Source organism: Streptomyces sp. ITFR-16, from assembly GCF_031844705.1.
Lineage (GTDB): Bacteria > Actinomycetota > Actinomycetes > Streptomycetales > Streptomycetaceae > Streptomyces.
In genome coordinates, this window is record NZ_CP134609.1 from 700,028 (window position 1) to 716,443 (window position 16,416).

Here is a 16,416-nt window from a genome sequence, read left to right on the forward strand (position 1 = left end):
CTGCTCGTCAGCCCGTTCCCGTCCCCTCGCCTGGAGAAAGATGCCCAGCACCGCACCGACCGAACGACCCGAGGGTCTGCGGCCGCGCGCCGCGCTCGCCATGCGGCCGCAGACCGCAGACGCCCTGCTGGACGCCGGATCGCTGGCCGCGCTCGCGCGGGTCTGCGACCTCGCGCCGCTGCCCGTGCTCGACGACTTCACCACCGACCGCGCCCGCGCCGTGCTCGCGGACACCGAACTCCTGGTCACCGGCTGGGGCTGCCCGCCGCTCGACGCCGCCGCGCTCGCCTCGGCGCCCCGGCTGCGGGCGGTCGTGCACACCGCGGGCTCCGTCCGGGGCCACATCACCGACGCCTGCTGGGAGCGCGGCATCGAGGTGTCCTCGGCAGCCGCCGCCAACGCCCTGCCGGTCGCCGAGTACACCGTCGCGATGATCCTGCTGTCCGGCAAACGGGCCCTGGAGAGGGCCCGCGACTACCGGTCGCGACGCCTGCGCGACGACTGGCTGACCACCTCTTCCCAGGTGGGCAACTACGGCCGGACCGTGGGCATCCTGTCCGCCTCGCTCATCGGCCGCCGGGTGATCGAGCTGCTGCGCCCCTACGACCTGCGGGTGCTGCTGCACGATCCGTACGTCTCCGAGGCGGAGGCCGAGGCGCTGGGCGTCGCGGCGGTCGGGCTGGACGAACTGTTCGCGCTGAGCGACGTGGTGAGCGTCCACACCCCGCTGCTGCCCGCCACACGCGGGCTCGTCAGCCGTGAGCTGCTGATGTCCATGCGGCCGGACGGGGTGCTCCTCAACACCTCGCGGGGCGCCGTCATCGACCAGGACGCGCTCACCGACGTGCTGCGCCTCGGCCGCATCCGGGCGATCCTCGACGTCACGGACCCCGACGCGCTGCCGGCCGGCCATCCCCTGTGGGAGTGCGAGAACGCCCTCATCACCCCGCATCTCGCCGGTTCCCAGGGCAACGAGTGGCAGCGTCTGGTCGACCTGGCCGTGGGCGAGGCCGGACGCTGGGCCGCGGGCGACGGCTTCGCCCATCCCGTACGACGCGAAAGGCTGGCGTTTCTCGCATGAGCGCACCGCACCCGGACTCCCCGCTGGAGCTCCCCGCCGACGACCGGACCACGAGCCCGTTCACCGGCTACACCCGCGCGCACTGGGAGGCGGCGGCGGACGGACTGCTGTCGGCCGCCTGGCGGTGGGCCACCCCGGGCAGCGCGCTGCTCGACCTGCCGGGCCGGCCCTCCGGCTCCGGGGTCCGCTCCGACGGCCTCGAAGGCTACGCGCGCACGTTCCTCGCCGCCGCCTTCCGGGTCGCCGGGGCGGACGGCGAGGACCCGCACGGCTGGCTCGGCCGGTACGCGGACGGGCTCACCGCCGGCACCCGCACCCCGGGCCGGGACGACGCCGAGTCCTGGCCGCTGATCCGCGACCACAGCGTGTTCGGTCAGCCCATGGTGGAGTCGGCGTCGGTGGCCATCGGGCTGCGGCTGACCAGGCCGTGGCTCTGGGACCGGCTGGACCCGGCCGTCCAGGACCGGGCCGAACAGTGGCTGCGCGGCGCCCTGCGGCACTCCCCCGCGCCGAACAACTGGTATCTGTTCCCCTACTCGGTGGCCGGGTTCCTGGAGTCGGTGGGCCGGGGCGACGCCGAGACGGCCCGGGCCCGCGACCGGGCGCAGGACCTGATGGAGGGCTGGTACCGGGGCGGCGGCTGGTACGCGGACGGCGACGGCCGGGCCTTCGACCACTACAACGGCTGGGCGCTGCACCTGTATCCGGTGCTGGACGCCCATCTGTCGGGCGACGCCGAGCTGTCCGCGCTCTACGGGGGCCGGCTGCGCGAGCATCTGGAGGGCTTCTCGCTGCTGTTCGGCGGGGACGGGGCGCCGATCCACTTCGGCCGTTCGCTGGCCTACCGGTTCGCGGCCGGTGCCTCGGTCGGGCTGGGGGCGCTGACCGGGCACACCCCGCTCGCACCGGGTGCGTCGCGCCGGGTGATCAGCGGGGCGCTGCGCTACTTCCTGGACCGGGGCGCGACCGGCACCGACGGGCTGCTCAGCCTGGGCTGGCACGGCCCGCACGACGCGACGCTCCAGCCCTACTCGGGCCCCGCGTCGCCCTACTGGGCCTCCAAGGCCTTCGTCTCGCTGCTCGCCCCCGCGGACCACCCGCTGTGGACGGCGACCGAGGAGCCCGCGCCGAGCGAGGGGCCCGACCGGGTCCTCGCGCTCCCGGAGCCGGGGCTGCTCGTGCAGTCGACGCGGGCCGACGGGATCGTCCGGCTGCACAACCACGGCAGCGACCATGTCCGGCCGCACGAGGGCGAGTCGGCGGTGCAGGACGACCCGCTCTACAGCCGTCAGGCGTACTCGACGGTCACCGGTCCCACCGCCCGCGCCAACAGCGCGGACAACCACCTGGCGGTGGTGGTCGCCGGGATCCGCAGCGGTCGCCGGGCGATCCGCCCGCTGGGCGCGGGCGGCGGTGACGGCTGGGGCTGGGCCGCGTCCTGGCACCGCCCGGTGTTCGAGGGCGGTGCGCCGATGGTGCCGGGGCTGCGGGTGGAGAGCGTGACCGTGGCGCGCGGCCGGTACGAACTGCGGGTGCACCGGGTGCTCGGTGCCCCGTACGGCGCCCGGGTGGAGCAGACGGGCTGGGCGACCGGTCCGGACGAGCAGGTGACCTCCGCGCTGCACGGGCTGCACGGCTGGGAGTCCCGCGACGAGGTACGGGCCCCGCAGGGCACCGCGTACACCCCGTGGGCGGTGGTGCCCCGGCTGGGCGCGGAGGCGGAGGGCACGGTGGTCCTGGTGGCGCTGGTGGCGCTGGCCTCGCTCGGCGCGGAGCCGGGCGCGGACGCGCTCGACGCGGCGGTGAGCGGGGTGAACGTCGACGGGGACACGGTCGAGGTGTCCTGGGCCGAGGACGCGTCGACGACCCGGATCGCGTTCGGACCGGTGACGGTCACGCACGGCTGAGCGGCGTACGGGGGGGGTGCGCCCCCACCGTACGCGCCCCGGGCCCTAGGCGTCCGTACGGATCACGACCGCCAGGGTGCGCGGGCCGTGGACGCCCTCGACGCGTTCGAGTTCGATGTCGGAGGTGGCCGACGGCCCGCTGATCAGGGTCGTGGGCCGCTCCGGCACCAGCCGGGCGACCGCCTCCGGCACCCCCACCCGCACGGCCGAGAGATCGACGACGCAGACATGGAGGTCGGGCACCAGGGACAGGGCCCGCCGCCCCTGGTCGGGCGATCCGTCCAGGAAGATGGTGCCGGTCTCGGCGCAGCCGGCGGCCGACGCGGTGACGACGCCGTCGAGGGCGTCGAGCCGGGGTGCCGGGATGTCCGCGGAGTCCTCCTGGACCTCGCCGTCGTAGGCGGTGAGCCATCGCGGGTCGAGTCCGGCGGGGACCCCGATCCGCCGGGCGCCGCGTTCCCGCAGCACCTCGGCGACGGTCTCGGCGGTCCGGTCGCGGGTGCAGGGGTGGACCTGGGCCTTGTAGTCGACCAGGCGGTCGGTGAACAGGGCCAGCCGCTCCGCGTCGGGCAGGGTGCGCCCGGTGCGGTAGGCGCGCGGGACCGGGGCGGAGGCCGTGGGGGCGAGGGCCAGGGCGTCCCGGATGCGGCCGAGCACCGTCTCACGAGCGGTCGTCACTTCTCCTCCTCCTGCTGCTGGTCGCCGGTGTGCGCGTCGGCGGCGGCGCGCATCGTCGCCGCACCCTCGGCCGAGGCCAGCCAGGCGCGGAACGTCTCCTTGGGCGGGGCGGGGGTGTCGCGGCTGTCGCTCCAGCCGTCGAACGGCGGCGGCAGACGCGTGATCCTGCCGTCCCGTCCGGCGAGGGCCCGGCCGAGGCCTGCCGCCTTCTGCGCGGCCGTGTAGAGCTTCGGCCGCTTCATCACCGCGGCCGCCGCCTTCATGGCGGTCTTCTCGGCGGTGGTGCCGGACTGCTCGGTGTGCTGGTGGCGGAGCTCGACCAGCAGGGACGGGATGTCGATCTTCACCGGGCAGGCGTCGAAGCACGCCCCGCAGAGGCTGGAGGCGTACGGCAGGGAGCTGTTGGGGTCGCCCTTCGCGGCGTCCATGCCGGCGAGCTGCGGGGTCAGGACGGCACCGATCGGCCCGGGGTACGTCGAACCGTAGGCGTGGCCGCCTGCGCGCTCGTACACCGGGCAGACGTTGAGACAGGCCGAGCAGCGGATGCAGTTGAGCGCCTCGCGGCCGATCCGGTCGGCGAGGGCGGCGGTGCGGCCGTTGTCGAGGAGGACCAGATGGAAGGTCCCCGGCCCGTCGCCGGGGGTGACCCCGGTCCACATCGAGGTGTACGGGTTCATCCGCTCGCCGGTCGAGGAGCGCGGCAGGAGCTGGAGGAAGACCTCCAGGTCCCGGTAGCGCGGGAGCACCTTCTCGATGCCCATGACGGTGATCAGGGTGTCGGGCAGGGTCAGGCACATGCGGCCGTTGCCCTCGGACTCGACGACGGACAGGGTGCCGGTCTCGGCGATGCCGAAGTTGGCGCCGGAGACGGCCACCTTCGTCGTCATGAACTTCTCGCGCAGATAGGCGCGGGCGGCGGCGGCCAGGTGGGCCGGGACGTTGTCGAGGGACGGGTCGACGCCCGGGATCTCCTTGAGGAAGATCTCCCGGATCTCGTCGCGGTTGCGGTGGATCGCGGGGACCAGGATGTGCGAGGGCTTGTCGTGGGCCAGTTGCACGATGAGTTCGGCGAGGTCGGTCTCGTGCGCGGTGATGCCGAGGGTTTCCAGGTGCTCGTTGAGACCGATCTCCTGCGTGGCCATCGACTTGACCTTGATCACCTCGGTGCTGCCGGTCTCCTGGATCAGCCGGGCGACGATCTCGTTGGCCTCGACGCCGTCGCGCGCCCAGTGCACGGTGCCGCCGCGCGCGGTGACGTTGCGCTCCAGCTCCTCCAGCAGTTCGGGGAGCCGGTTCATGGTGTCGGTCTTGATGGCCGATCCGGCGTCGCGCAGCTCCTCCCAGTCGGGCAGTTCGCCGGTGACGTGGAGGCGTTTGGCGCGGATGGTGTGGGTGGCGCGGCCGAGGTTGCGGCGGAGCTGCTCGTTGTTCAGCTCGTCGTGGGCGGCAGCGGGGAACTTCCGGTCGCCGCGCAGGTTTCCCGTGCCGTACGGGGAGCGCGGCGGGGTCGCGGGCATGCCGAGAAACGTCTCGCTCATCGGGCGGCCTCCGTCAGGACGTGCGGCGAGGTGCGGGTGGAGGAGAGGATCTGGGCCAGGTGCAGGGTGCGGGTGCCGGACCGGATCCGGGAGAGACCGCCGCCGATGTGCATCAGACAGGACGAGTCGCCGGCGGTGCAGACGTCGGCGCCGGTGGTGGCGATGTGCCGCATCTTGTCCTGGAGCATGGCCGTGGAGGTGTCGGCGTTCTTCACGGCGAAGGTGCCGCCGAATCCGCAGCAGGCGTCGGCGTCGGGGAGTTCGACCAGGTCGATCGAGTCGACGGCCCGCAGCAGCCGCAGCGGTTTGTCGCCGACCCTGAGCATCCGCAGCGAGTGGCAGGTCGGGTGGTAGGTGACCCGGTGCGGGAAGTACGCACCGACGTCGGTGGCGTCCAGCACGTCCACGAGGAACTCCGACAGCTCGTACGTCTTCGCCTTCACGGTGGCCACGCCCGCGCGCAGCGCCGCGTCCCCGTACCGCTCGGCGACGGTCTCGTGCTGGTGGCGGACGGATCCGGCGCACGATCCCGACGGCATGACGACGGCCTCGATGGAGGCGTCGCCGAACTGCTCGGCGAAGTTGCGCACCAGCGGGACGGGTTCGCGCTGGTAGCCGGTGTTGACGTGCATCTGCCCGCAGCAGGTCTGGCCCGGCGGGAAGACCACCTCGTGGCCCAGGCGGGCCAGCAGCACCGCGGTGGATTTCACCGCCTCGGGGAAGAGCGTGTCTCCCAGACAGGTGGCGAAGAGTCCGATGCGCATGGGTCTCCCCGATCAATGCTCTGCGTGATGTTCTGCGGGTGAAGGGTGAAGGTAGCCGATTTATGGTCCGACCATACTACGCTCAACCCGAAACGGGACAGAGGCCCGTCCGGGTACGCGAAAGCCGTCGTGGCCGCCCCGGGAAGGGGCGGCCACGACGGCTTTCGCGCGGGCCCGGGTCAGGCGTGGGGCTTCTCGTCGACCAGCGTGCCGTGCAGCCCCCGGATGTGCCGCTCGACCAGATCGGCGGCCCGCGCCCCCTGGCCCGCCCGCACCAGGCGCAGCAGTTCGGTGTGGTCGGCGTTGAGCGCGGCCGCGGTCGCCGGCCAGTCCTCCGCGGCTTCGAGCGCGCGCAGGATCAGCGGGAGGACCGACTCGCGCACGGCGGAGGTGAGGGTGGAGGTCAGCTCGTTGCCGGAGCTGCGGGCGATGCGTACGTGGAAGCGGGTGTCCAGGTCGTTGAACTCGGACACGCCGATGTCCGGCGCGCCCATCCGTACGACCAGCTCCCCGGCCTCGTCGAGATCGGCCGGGGAGGCATGGCGCGCGGCGGCCTCGAAGCCGGCCCGCTCCAGCGTGACACGGGCCTCCAGCACGTCCTCCAGGCTGTAGCTGCCGAGGGCGAAGTGGAGCCGGAGCAGCCGGCCGAGGGCGTCGTCGGGGTTGCGGACGATGCGCGCACCGGCGTCCGGCCCCCGGCCCGGCTGGGCCACCAGGACACCGATGGTCTCCAGCACCCGCAGCGCCTCCCGCAGGGCGGAGCGGCTCACCCCGAGGACCGGGGCGAGCTCCCGTTCCGGCGGCAGCCGGTCACCGGCCTTGAGGTCACCGGCGAAGACGCGCTGCTCGATGCTCTGGAGCACCAGCTCATGCGTGCGAGACTGCCGTACGGGCTGCCATTCGACGGGCATCCGCCACCACCTGCCTCGGCCGGAGCCGTTCCCTCACCGACCAGTCCTGTCAGAACCTCCCACTATGTCACACACGGTATGTGGTCGGACCAGAAAGCGGTGGGGCCGCTCCCTCCCTGCGCCGTGGCTTCAGTACGTGACGACGATGCGCCGGGCCGGACCGTCCACCCGCACCTGTCCGCCGTACGGAATGATCAGCTGGGGGCAGGTGTGGCCGAAGTCGACGTCGAGGACGGCCATGGTGTCGGGGGCGTACTCGCTCAGGGCGCGCAGCACCGCCGCCCGCTGCCCCGCGCGGTACGCCTCACCGGCGGCGGTCTCCAGCGGCTGTTCGAAGGACCAGTTCTTGGCGCGCGCCATGAGCAGGGCGGGGAACTGCCGCAGGAGGCCCCGCTCGCCCATGTTCCGCAGGATCCGGTACACCTCGTCGCCGCTCGGCAGTTCCTCGGAGGTCTCCAGGAACAGCACCCGCCCCGCGTACTCCTCGGCCGGCCGGATCTCCCGGTCGGCCATCAGCAGCCAGGACAGGATCTCCAGGTTGCCGCCCCAGCTCGCACCCTCCACCACCCGGTCGGCGTGGTGCCAGATCCAGGCGTCGGCGGGCAGCGTGTCGGGCTCGCGCTCGAAGGTGCGCGGGTCCTCCCAGCGGCCGCCGATGCTGCCGGTGTCCTTCGCCGGGGTCAGTTCGTACTCGCCCCGGGTGAACAGCGCGGCGCGCAGGGACTCGGCGGTCAGCGGGTGCAGGGACCCGGGGCGTCCGAGCTCGACCATCACCGATCCGCCGTGGTAGCCGACGATGCCGAGGCGGTCGAGGAACACCAGCAGGTTGGTGTTGTCGCTGTAGCCGAAGAACGGCTTGGGGTGGGCCCGCAGCAGTTCCCGGTCCAGGTGGGGCAGCACGGTGATCTGGTCGTCGCCGCCGATGCTGGCGATGACCGCCTTGATGGTGGGGTCGGCGAAGGCCGCGTGGATGTCGGCGGCCCGCTCCTGCGGGGTGGAGCCCATCTTGCGGGTGCAGGGGTACTCCACGGGTTCGAGACCGAAGTCGTCCCGGAGTCTGCGCAGGCCCAGTTCGTACGGCAGCGGGAGGATGCCGGGGAGTCCGGACGAAGGCGACAGGATGGCGACGCGGTCACCGGGCAGGGGCTTGGCGGGGTATATGGCGGCAGTCATCCGCCGAGCGTAGACGGGACAGCGGCGGGCCGTCCGCCGGATTACGGGCGCCGGCCGGCCGGCGTCCGACGGCCGTGCGACCGGCGCAGGGACGGCGAAGGACCTGCGTACGGGCGTCGGCCCGGGTCAGGCCAGGACGAGCAGGTCCATCCAGCTGACGGCCGGCCGGTCCGGCTCCTGCGCCGCCGCGCGACGCAGCCGTCGCATGCCCCGCTCGAACTCCTCGTCGTCCAGGTTCCGCAGCTTCGCGTCGGTGTCGCGCCGTATCCGGTCGGCGAACGCGGCGAGGCTCGGCGCGCTCTCCTGCGGCACCGCATGCAGGGCGACCCGGGCGAAACCGGCGGCGGCGAAGGCGGCGCACGTCTCCTCGACGGTCGGATACCCCTCGACGATGCGCTCGGCCCCGGGGAAGAAACGCACCCGCAGATCCCGTGCGCACCGGCCGGGGAACGAGTTGCGCACGAGCACCGGGGCGCCGGGCTTCAGCGCCCTGCGCAACTCCCGTGCCGCCGCGGGCAGATCAGCGATGTGGTGGACGACCGAGCCCAGCCAGGCCGCGTCCGCGCAGCCGTCCGGCACGGGAAGCGCCTCGGCGCGTCCGTCAAGGGGCTCGATCAGAGCGGTACGCGGGATCAGGTCCCGCATGGCGTCGGCCGGTTCGACCGCCAGGACGCGTACGCCGAACCAGTCGGCGAACGCCGAGGAGAAGGCACCCGTGCCCGCGCCGACGTCCAGCACGGTCGCGCCGGGCCCGAGGTCCACCTCCGCCGCGACGGCCGCCCGCCACGCGGTGAGCCCGTCACGCGGTATCTCCCGGGCGAGCCGGTAGTCCTCGGCGAAACGACGGTCGGGAGCGGTCGCTTCCATGGGCCCTCATTCCTGGCGAAACGATCAGCCGGGCGGCGGGAGGTCGGCTCCGCCGCGCCCTGTCGGCGGATGCTAGCGACCGTCCCTCCAGTTGTCTAGACCAAAAGACGCCCCAGTTCGGTGCGCGAAGGATTCGGTCCGCGAAGGGTCAGTCCGTGAAGGTTCCGTGCCGGCCCGCACCGGCACCGAAGCGGTCGGCCCCCGCCTGCGTCTCCCCCGACGTCAGGGGCACCAGCCCGTGCCGGTACTCCGCCGCGAGGGCGTCCGGCTCGCTCAGACCGTGCTGTTCGCGCACGGAGAGCCGGTCGTGGCGCAGACAGAGCTGGGGGAAGGCCGCGAGCTCCCTGGCCAGCTCCTCCGCCGCCGGGCGGGACCGGCCGACGGGGACGAGCCGGTTGACCAGCCCCATGGCGTACGCCTCCGGGGCCGGGACGGCCCGGCCGGTGAGGATCATGTCCATGGCCCGGCTCTCCCCGATGAGCCTCGGCAGCCGCACGGTCCCGCCGTCCACCAGCGGAACGCCCCAGCGGCGGCAGAACACCCCGAACACGGCGTCCTGTTCGGCGACCCGCAGATCGCACCAGGCGGCCAGCTCGAGACCGCCGGCCACCGCGTGCCCGGCGACCGCCGCTATGACGGGCTTGCCGAGCCGCAGCCGGGTGGGCCCCATCGGCCCGTCCCCCTCGGCGGTCACGGCGTTACCGCGCTCCGTGCCGATGGACTTGAGGTCCGCGCCCGCGCAGAAGGTGCCTCCCTCGCCCCACAGCACGGCGACCGAGGCATCCGGGGCGGCGTCGAACGCGCGGAAGGCGTCGGCGAGCTGACGCGCCGTCGGGCCGTCCACGGCGTTGCGGACCCCGGGACGGGACAGGATCACCGTGAGGACGGGGCCGTCGCGTTCGATCCGTACGGCGGGACTCTCGCTCATCGTGCGCCTTTCCACGGGTGCCGGTCGGACACGGCGGCGGGCCGTGCGCCCGCCGGTGGTACCCCGGCATCCTGGCAGGCAGCCCTCAGCCGATTCATATGATTCTCACGCAGTACGGCTACGGTGGCTGCCGTGACGCAGACGAGCCCTCCCGGCTGGCATCCAGACCCCGGGTATTCAGGATTTGGCCCCCTCCAGGAACGCTGGTGGGACGGCACCCAGTGGACCGACCATCTGCGGGTCCCGCCGGCCGCGGTCCGCAGCCGGCGGATCCGCATCGGCGCCGGCATCACCGCGGCCGTCGTGGTCCTCGCCGCCATCGGCGGCGGTGTGTACCTGCTGACGGACGACTCCGGGAAGTCGGACACCGTGTCGTCCCCGTCCGCCTCGCCGTCCCCCTCCCCCGATCCCTCCCGCCCGCCCGGCGCACCGGGCGGGCGCGGTGACAGCGGCGGGAACGGCGGCGGCGAGGAGAGCCCCGGACAGCAGCAGCCGCAGACCGAGGACGGCTATGCGACGGACATGGCCAGCGGCATCAGCATCCCGGTCCCCGACGGCTGGAAGGGCGAGTCCGGCATGGGCGCCGGCGTGACCACGGGCACGTACGCCTGCCCCGGCGACTCCGACGAGCAGTGCGTACGCGGCGGAGTGTTCTCCGCACCGGCCGCGGCGCTGAAGCTCACCACCTCCACGGCTAAGGCCACCGCCGAGAAGGACATCTCCACCAACGCCGAGGAGTCGTACGGCGAGAAGATCTACGGCGGCATCACCTCGCACCAGCAGCTGAAGTCCGAGGCGGTCACGGTGGCCGGCCAGCAGGGCTACCGGGTGCGCTGGAAGGTCGTGACGAAGAACGGCGACGACGGCTACGTGGAGTCCCTGGCCTTCCCCTCGCCGCACGCCCCGGACACGATCATCCTCGTGCGCTCCGGCTTCGACATCAATCCCAAGGCACCCGCCCTGTCCGTCCTGGACCGGATCACCAAGGGCATCAAGGCCGCGTCGGGCACCGGTTCCGGCCCCGGCACCACGGCGTAGTCCCGCCGCGGGGGGCGCCGCACGGCCCGGGTGAGTACCCGGGCCGTGCGTTCTGAGTACGTCGCCCGATCCCGTGCCGGTCGGCCGCCGCTGGAATGGAGCCATGGCTCCCGACGCACCCCGTCCCCGCATGCGGCACATGGCCGGCACCGGCACCACCCTGGCCGTCACCCTGGGCCCGCTGGTCCTCGGGGTCCTGCTGGCCCGCACCATGGCCCTGGACCCGCTGACCCCGGTCAATGCCCTGATCACCCGTACCGGTCAGGGCACGGGGGTCTCCCCCGCCGAGTGGCGCGGCTGCGGCCGGAGCGCGCTGCGCCACTGCCGTACCTGGAAGCCCCGCGCCCGCCGCGCCACGCACCGCGACGCCGCCCGGCCGGAAAACCGGTTCCCCCGCACTCCCTTCGTTCCCTAGACTCACCGCGCCAGCACACGCCGGGAGTTCGCCCCGCCGTGTGCGCCGTGACCATCGAGGGGAGAGCTGCCGTGCGCTACCGCACCGCTGTCGTCGTTCCCCTGTCGCGGTACGAGGTGATCCTGGTGTCCACGGCCGCCCGGCGCCGGCTGCGCGGCCGGCCCCGGACCCTCGTGACGATCTGAACCCCTCTTCTCCTTCCGTCTTCTGACGGACCGTCCACGCGACAGCGGCGCTGTCCGCCGTGCGCGGGGCGGGGTTCCCGCGGCCCCCGACCGGGCCGCCCGTCCGGGGTATCGCGCCGTCTCCTTCTGGATCACCCCGAAAGGCCACGGACCGTGCGTACCGAACTGCACCGTCACCTCACCAACGCGCTCGACGACGTGCGCAACCTGGGCATCCTCGCCCACGTCGACGCCGGCAAGACCACCGTCACCGAGCGGATCCTCTACGCCACCGGTACCACCCACAAACGCGGCGAGGTCCACGACGGCACGACCGTCACCGACTTCGACTCCCAGGAACGCGACCGCGGCATCACCATCTTCGCCGCCGCCGTCAGCTGCACCTGGGCGGGCCACCGGATCAATCTGATCGACACTCCGGGGCACGTCGACTTCGCCGACGAGGTCGAGCGTTCGCTGCGGGTGCTGGACGGTGCGATCGCCGTGTTCGACGCGGTCGCCGGGGTGGAACCGCAGAGCGAGTCCGTGTGGCGCCAGGCCGACCGGCACGCCGTGCCGCGTATCGCCTTCGTGAACAAGCTGGACCGGGCGGGCGCCGACCTCGACACGGCGGTGGCGTCGATCCTCGACCGGCTGCACACGGTCCCGCTCGTGGTCCAGCTGCCCATCGGCCGCGAGGACGCGTTCGCCGGCGTGGTCGATCTGCTGCGCATGCGGGCCCTCGTCTGGGCCGACGGCCGGGACACGTACGAGGAGAGGGAGGTGCCCGATGCGCTGCGGGACGAGGCGCGCCGGCGCCGGAGGCTGCTGGAGGAGACGGTGGCCGAGCTGCACCCGGCCGCGCTGGAGGAGTTCTGCGACCGGTCGGAGCTCTCCGGGCGGACGCTCGCCGGGGCCCTGCGTGATCTGACCCGGACCGGTGACGGCGTCGTGGTGCTGTGCGGCTCGGCCTACCGCAACCGCGGGGTCGAACCACTGCTGGAAGCGGTCGTGGCGTATCTCCCCTCGCCGCTGGACGTACCGCCCGTGCGCGGGATGTCCGGCGACACGGAGCAGGAGCGGGCGGCCGATCCGGCGGCGCCGTTCGCCGCGCTCGCGTTCAAGGTCAACGCGACCGCGACGGGCCGGCTGACCTATCTGCGGGTGTACTCGGGAACGGTACGGAAGGGGGAGACGGTGCTGGACGCCGGCACGCGGCGCAGCGAACGCATCGGCCGCATCCTGCGGGTCCGGGCGGACCGCCATGTCGATGTCGACACGGCGGTGGCCGGGGACATCGTCGCGGTCATCGGGCCCAAGTCCGCCCGGGCCGGCGCCACCCTGTGCGCTCCGGACGCCCCGCTCGTCCTCGAACCGCCCGCGGTGGCCGAACCGGTCGTCTCGGTGGCGGTCGAGGCGCGGCGGAGCACCGACACGGAGCGGCTGATGGCCGCGCTGGTCCGGCTGGCCGAGGAGGACCCGTCGCTCGCGGTACGGACGGACCCCGAGACGGGTCAGACCGTGCTCTCGGGCATGGGCGAACTGCATCTGGAGGTGGCCGCGGAGAAGATCCGCCGCGCCCACGTGCTGGAACTCCGGGTCGGCCGGCCGCAGGTCGCCTACCGGGAGACGCCGGTGCGCGGGGTATCGGGTCTGGTCTACCGGCATGTCAAACAGGACGGCGGGGCCGGGCAGTTCGCGCATGTGGTCATCGACGTCGAGCCGCTGGAAGCCACCGGCGGGGACGACGGGGAGAGCGCGGCGGCGGACTTCGTGTTCCGCTCGGCGGTCGTCGGCGGCCGGGTGCCGCAGGAGTACGTCCGCGCGGTCGAGGCCGGCTGCCGGGACGCCCTGGTGGAGGGCCCGCTCGGCGGGCATCCGGTGACCGGGGTGCGGGTGACGCTGACCGACGGCTCCACCCATCCCAAGGACTCCTCGGAGATGGCGTTCCGCACCGCCGGCAGGTTCGCCCTGCGGGAGGCGCTGCGTGCCGGTGCGACGGCGCTGCTGGAACCGGTGGTCGAGCTCACGGCCACCGTGCCCGACGACGCCGTCGGCGGGGTGCTCGGTGATCTGGCCGCGCGGCGCGGCCGGGTGTCCGGCTCCACCGCGCGGGCCGGCACGGTGGTGATCACCGCGACCGTCCCGCTGGCCGAGCTGTTCGGCTACGCGACCCGGCTGCGCAGCCGGACGCAGGGCCGGGGGACGTTCACCACCCGGGCCACCGGCTACGACCGGGCCCCGGCCTCGGTGTCCGGCACGGCCGCGGCCGGATAGCGCGCAGGGCCGGTCCCACCCGTCGGAGGGTGGGACCGGCCCCTGGGGCGCCGGCGGTCGCCGGTGAGGTCAGAGCGCCGGGACGGGGTACGTGGGGTACTCGACCCCGGAGACGTACTGGACGACCCGGATGACCTGGCACGAGTAGCCGAACTCGTTATCGTACCAGAGGTAGAGGATCGCGTTGTCGCCGTCGACCTGGGTCGGGCCCGCGTCGACGATGGAGGCGTGGCGTGAGCCGATGAAGTCGCTGGAGACCGCGTCGGGGGCGGTGGTGAAGTCGATCTGCCGCTTGAGCGGGGAGGTCAGCGACACCTCGCGGAGGTGGCCGAGGACCTCCTCGCGGGTGGTCTCGCGGCCGAGCTTCAGGCTGAGGATCGCGATGGAGACGTCGGGCACCGGGACACGGATCGAGCTGCCGGTGATGGTCGCGTCGAGGTCGGGCAGCGCCTTGGCCACGGCCGAGGCGGCGCCGGTCTCGGTGATGACCATGTTGAGCGGCGCGGACCGGCCGCGGCGGTCGGAGCTGTGGTAATTGTCCAGCAGGTTCTGGTCGTTGGTGAACGAGTGGATGGTCTCCACGTGCCCGCGCAGGACGCCGTACTCGTCGGCCATCGCCTTCAGCGGGGGGACGATCGCGTTGGTGGTGCAGGACGCGCAGGAGATGATCTGCTCGTCCGGCTTGATCATGTCGTGGTTGACGCCGTGCACGACGTTGAGCACGTCGCCCTTGCCCGGCGCGGTCAGGACGACCTTGGCGATGCCCGGGCGCAGGTGGTTCGAGAGGCCCGCGCGGTCGCGCCACTTGCCGGTGTTGTCGATGAGGATCGCGTCGTCGATGCCGTACGCGGTGTAGTCCACCGACGCCGGGTCGTCGGCGTAGATCATCTGGATCTCGTTGCCGTTGGCGATGATCCGGTCGTTCGCCTCGTCCACGGTGATCGTGCCCTGGAACTGCCCGTGGATGGAGTCGCGGCGCAGCAGCGAGGCGCGCTTGACGAGGTCCTGGCCGCCGCCCCTGCGGACGACGACGGCGCGCAGCCGCAGGCCGTTGCCGGAGCCGGCCTTCTCGATGAGCAGCCGGGCCAGGAGGCGGCCGATGCGGCCGAATCCGTACAGGACGACATCGCGCGACGCGCGGCGCTCGATCTTCTCGGCGCCCGTGGCACCGGCGACGGCACCGGCGGTGAACTCCGCCTCGGTGAGGCCGCGGTCGTCGGCCTTGTGCATCGCGGCGAGCATGCCGATGTCGATCTGGGAGGGGCCGAGATCCAGCGTGGTGAGCGCCTGGAGGAACGGCAGGGTCTCGGTGACCGAGAGCTCCTCGCCGTCGATCTGCCGGGCGAAGCGGTGGGTCTTGAGGATGCTCACCACCGACTTGTTCACCAGGGAGCGGCTGTGCAGGAGGACGGTCACGTCCCGCTCGCGGTGCAGCTTCCCGATGATCGGGATCATCGACTCCGCGATTTCCTCGCGGTTCTTCCAGTTGGTGAACGCGTCGTCATTGACAGTCACAGGTTTATCTTTCGAGCTAGGCGGCGCTCATATGGTAACCATCCTTCATTTGATCACCCAATCGGCCCCCCGCGCCTGTACACACAGCGGTCATGAAGTCGTCATGAACGGGCCGGAATGCGGGCCCAACCGGCCTTTGTTTTCCTTGATATGACTGTGGGAGTAGCGCTCAGCGCGACCGGATCCGCCAACCAGATCGACGCCACCGTGGAGCTCGCCCGGGAGGCCGCCGCCGCAGGGCTGCGGTCCGCTTGGTTCGGGCAGACCTTCGGCGCCGATTCACCCCAGCTCGCGGCGATCGTCGGCCGGGAGGTGCCGGGGCTGCACGTGGGCACGTCCGCGATCCCCGTCTTCGGCCGGCACCCCCTGCTGGTGTCCAGCCAGGCGCAGACCGCCCAGGCGGCCACGCACGGCCGCTACCACCTGGGGCTCGCCCTCGGCACGAAGCCGCTGACGGAGGCGGGCTTCGGCATCCCGTACGAGCGGCCCATCGCCCGGCTGCGGGAGTTCCTCACCGCGCTGCGCCGGCTCACCGAGACGGGTGAGGCCGACTTCCACGGCGAGCTGATCACCGCGACCACCCCGCTGCCCGCCCGGGTGCCGGGGGCGGAGCAGGGCGTGCCGCTGCTGGTGGCCGCGATGGGCCCGCAGGCACTGCGGGCCAGCGGCGAGCTGGCGGACGGGATCCTGCCGTACCTGGCGGGGCCCCGGGCGCTGTCCGAGCACATCGTCCCTGCGGTGACCGCCGCCGCCCGCGACGCGGGCCGGCCGGCGCCCCGGATCGTGGCCCTGGTGCACGGGGTGGTCACCGGCGATCCCGACGCCGCCCGCGCGACCGCCACCGAACAGCTGGCCTTCTACGAGCAGTTCCCGTCCTACGCGCGCGTGATCGAGCTCTCCGGCGGGAAGCGGGCCTCCGACGTGGCGGTGATCGGCGACGAGAAGGCGGTGGCAGCCGAGGTGCGGCGCTACCGGGACGCCGGGGCGACCGAGGTGGTGTTCGCGGGGACGGACCTGGCCGGAGACGAAGACCGGCGCCGGACCTGGGCGCTCCTCGGTGAGCTGGCCGGCTGACTCCCCTCTCCCCTTTGTTCTGACATATAGATGTATGGAGCTTGACCGGAAGGTGCGGCATACTGGGCGTGTGGCGCACCGTTCCG

At 72.9% G+C, this 16,416-nt stretch carries 15 protein-coding genes; 7 read left to right on the plus strand and 8 right to left on the minus strand.

The window, feature by feature from the left end:
* The first annotated feature begins 40 nt into the window (after positions 1-40).
* Together RLT58_RS03260 and RLT58_RS03265 are read left to right on the plus strand one after the other, a co-directional pair.
* On the plus strand, positions 41-1,081 hold the full coding sequence (locus tag RLT58_RS03260) for a hydroxyacid dehydrogenase (protein ID WP_311308846.1): 1,041 nt from the start codon (positions 41-43) through the stop codon (positions 1,079-1,081).
* On the plus strand, positions 1,078-2,988 hold the full coding sequence (locus RLT58_RS03265) for a DUF2264 domain-containing protein (protein WP_311308847.1): 1,911 nt from the start codon (positions 1,078-1,080) through the stop codon (positions 2,986-2,988). The genes RLT58_RS03260 and RLT58_RS03265 overlap by 4 nt, the downstream gene beginning before the upstream one ends.
* A 45-nt stretch (positions 2,989-3,033) precedes the next feature.
* Here the strand turns inward: RLT58_RS03265 and RLT58_RS03270 are convergent, their stop codons facing one another.
* The 7 genes from RLT58_RS03270 to RLT58_RS03300 form a co-directional block, all read right to left on the minus strand.
* Positions 3,034-3,666 carry a LutC/YkgG family protein gene (locus tag RLT58_RS03270; RefSeq protein WP_311308848.1) on the minus strand — a complete coding sequence of 211 codons (633 nt, stop codon included), beginning with the start codon at positions 3,664-3,666 and terminating at the stop codon, positions 3,034-3,036.
* A complete protein-coding gene (locus RLT58_RS03275) occupies positions 3,663-5,204 on the minus strand; it encodes a lactate utilization protein B (protein ID WP_311308849.1) in 1,542 nt (513 codons plus the stop codon). Before RLT58_RS03275 ends, RLT58_RS03270 begins: the two co-directional genes overlap by 4 nt.
* Positions 5,201-5,968, minus strand: coding sequence for a (Fe-S)-binding protein (locus RLT58_RS03280; RefSeq protein WP_311308850.1), 768 nt, complete (start codon positions 5,966-5,968; stop codon positions 5,201-5,203). Before RLT58_RS03280 ends, RLT58_RS03275 begins: the two co-directional genes overlap by 4 nt.
* Positions 5,969-6,147: 179 nt before the next feature.
* Complete coding sequence (locus tag RLT58_RS03285; protein ID WP_311308851.1) at positions 6,148-6,879, minus strand: FadR/GntR family transcriptional regulator; 732 nt, start codon at positions 6,877-6,879, stop codon at positions 6,148-6,150.
* 129 nt (positions 6,880-7,008) lie between these two features.
* Complete coding sequence (locus tag RLT58_RS03290; protein ID WP_311308852.1) at positions 7,009-8,052, minus strand: S66 family peptidase; 1,044 nt, start codon at positions 8,050-8,052, stop codon at positions 7,009-7,011.
* A 126-nt stretch (positions 8,053-8,178) separates the two neighbouring features.
* Positions 8,179-8,919, minus strand: a complete 741-nt coding sequence (locus tag RLT58_RS03295; protein ID WP_311308853.1) for a class I SAM-dependent methyltransferase — start codon at positions 8,917-8,919, stop codon at positions 8,179-8,181.
* A gap of 148 nt (positions 8,920-9,067) precedes the next feature.
* Positions 9,068-9,847 (minus strand): crotonase/enoyl-CoA hydratase family protein, encoded by a 780-nt coding sequence (locus tag RLT58_RS03300; RefSeq protein ID WP_311308854.1) that lies wholly within the window; start codon positions 9,845-9,847, stop codon positions 9,068-9,070.
* A gap of 132 nt (positions 9,848-9,979) precedes the next feature.
* Between RLT58_RS03300 and RLT58_RS03305 the strand changes: the two genes are divergently transcribed.
* The 4 genes from RLT58_RS03305 to fusA all read left to right on the plus strand — a co-directional run bounded on the left by RLT58_RS03305 (position 9,980) and on the right by fusA (position 13,741).
* Positions 9,980-10,885 (plus strand): DUF2510 domain-containing protein, encoded by a 906-nt coding sequence (locus RLT58_RS03305; RefSeq protein WP_311308855.1) that lies wholly within the window; start codon positions 9,980-9,982, stop codon positions 10,883-10,885.
* 103 nt (positions 10,886-10,988) lie between these two features.
* Positions 10,989-11,300 carry a hypothetical protein gene (locus RLT58_RS03310; RefSeq protein WP_311308856.1) on the plus strand — a complete coding sequence of 104 codons (312 nt, stop codon included), beginning with the start codon at positions 10,989-10,991 and terminating at the stop codon, positions 11,298-11,300.
* 47 nt (positions 11,301-11,347) lie between these two features.
* Positions 11,348-11,485 (plus strand): hypothetical protein, encoded by a 138-nt coding sequence (locus RLT58_RS03315; RefSeq protein ID WP_311308857.1) that lies wholly within the window; start codon positions 11,348-11,350, stop codon positions 11,483-11,485.
* Between the two features lie 153 nt (positions 11,486-11,638).
* Positions 11,639-13,741 carry an elongation factor G gene (gene fusA / locus RLT58_RS03320; RefSeq protein ID WP_311308858.1) on the plus strand — a complete coding sequence of 701 codons (2,103 nt, stop codon included), beginning with the start codon at positions 11,639-11,641 and terminating at the stop codon, positions 13,739-13,741.
* A gap of 69 nt (positions 13,742-13,810) precedes the next feature.
* On the opposite strand, the gene RLT58_RS03325 is transcribed toward fusA, so the two are convergent.
* The gene (locus RLT58_RS03325; protein WP_311308859.1) at positions 13,811-15,256 is read right to left on the minus strand and encodes a glyceraldehyde-3-phosphate dehydrogenase; all 1,446 of its coding nucleotides are present in this window, start codon (positions 15,254-15,256) and stop codon (positions 13,811-13,813) included.
* A gap of 150 nt (positions 15,257-15,406) precedes the next feature.
* On the opposite strand from RLT58_RS03325, the gene RLT58_RS03330 reads away from it, so the two are divergent.
* The gene (locus RLT58_RS03330) at positions 15,407-16,330 is read left to right on the plus strand and encodes an LLM class F420-dependent oxidoreductase (protein WP_311308860.1); all 924 of its coding nucleotides are present in this window, start codon (positions 15,407-15,409) and stop codon (positions 16,328-16,330) included.
* Positions 16,331-16,416: the final 86 nt, after the last annotated feature.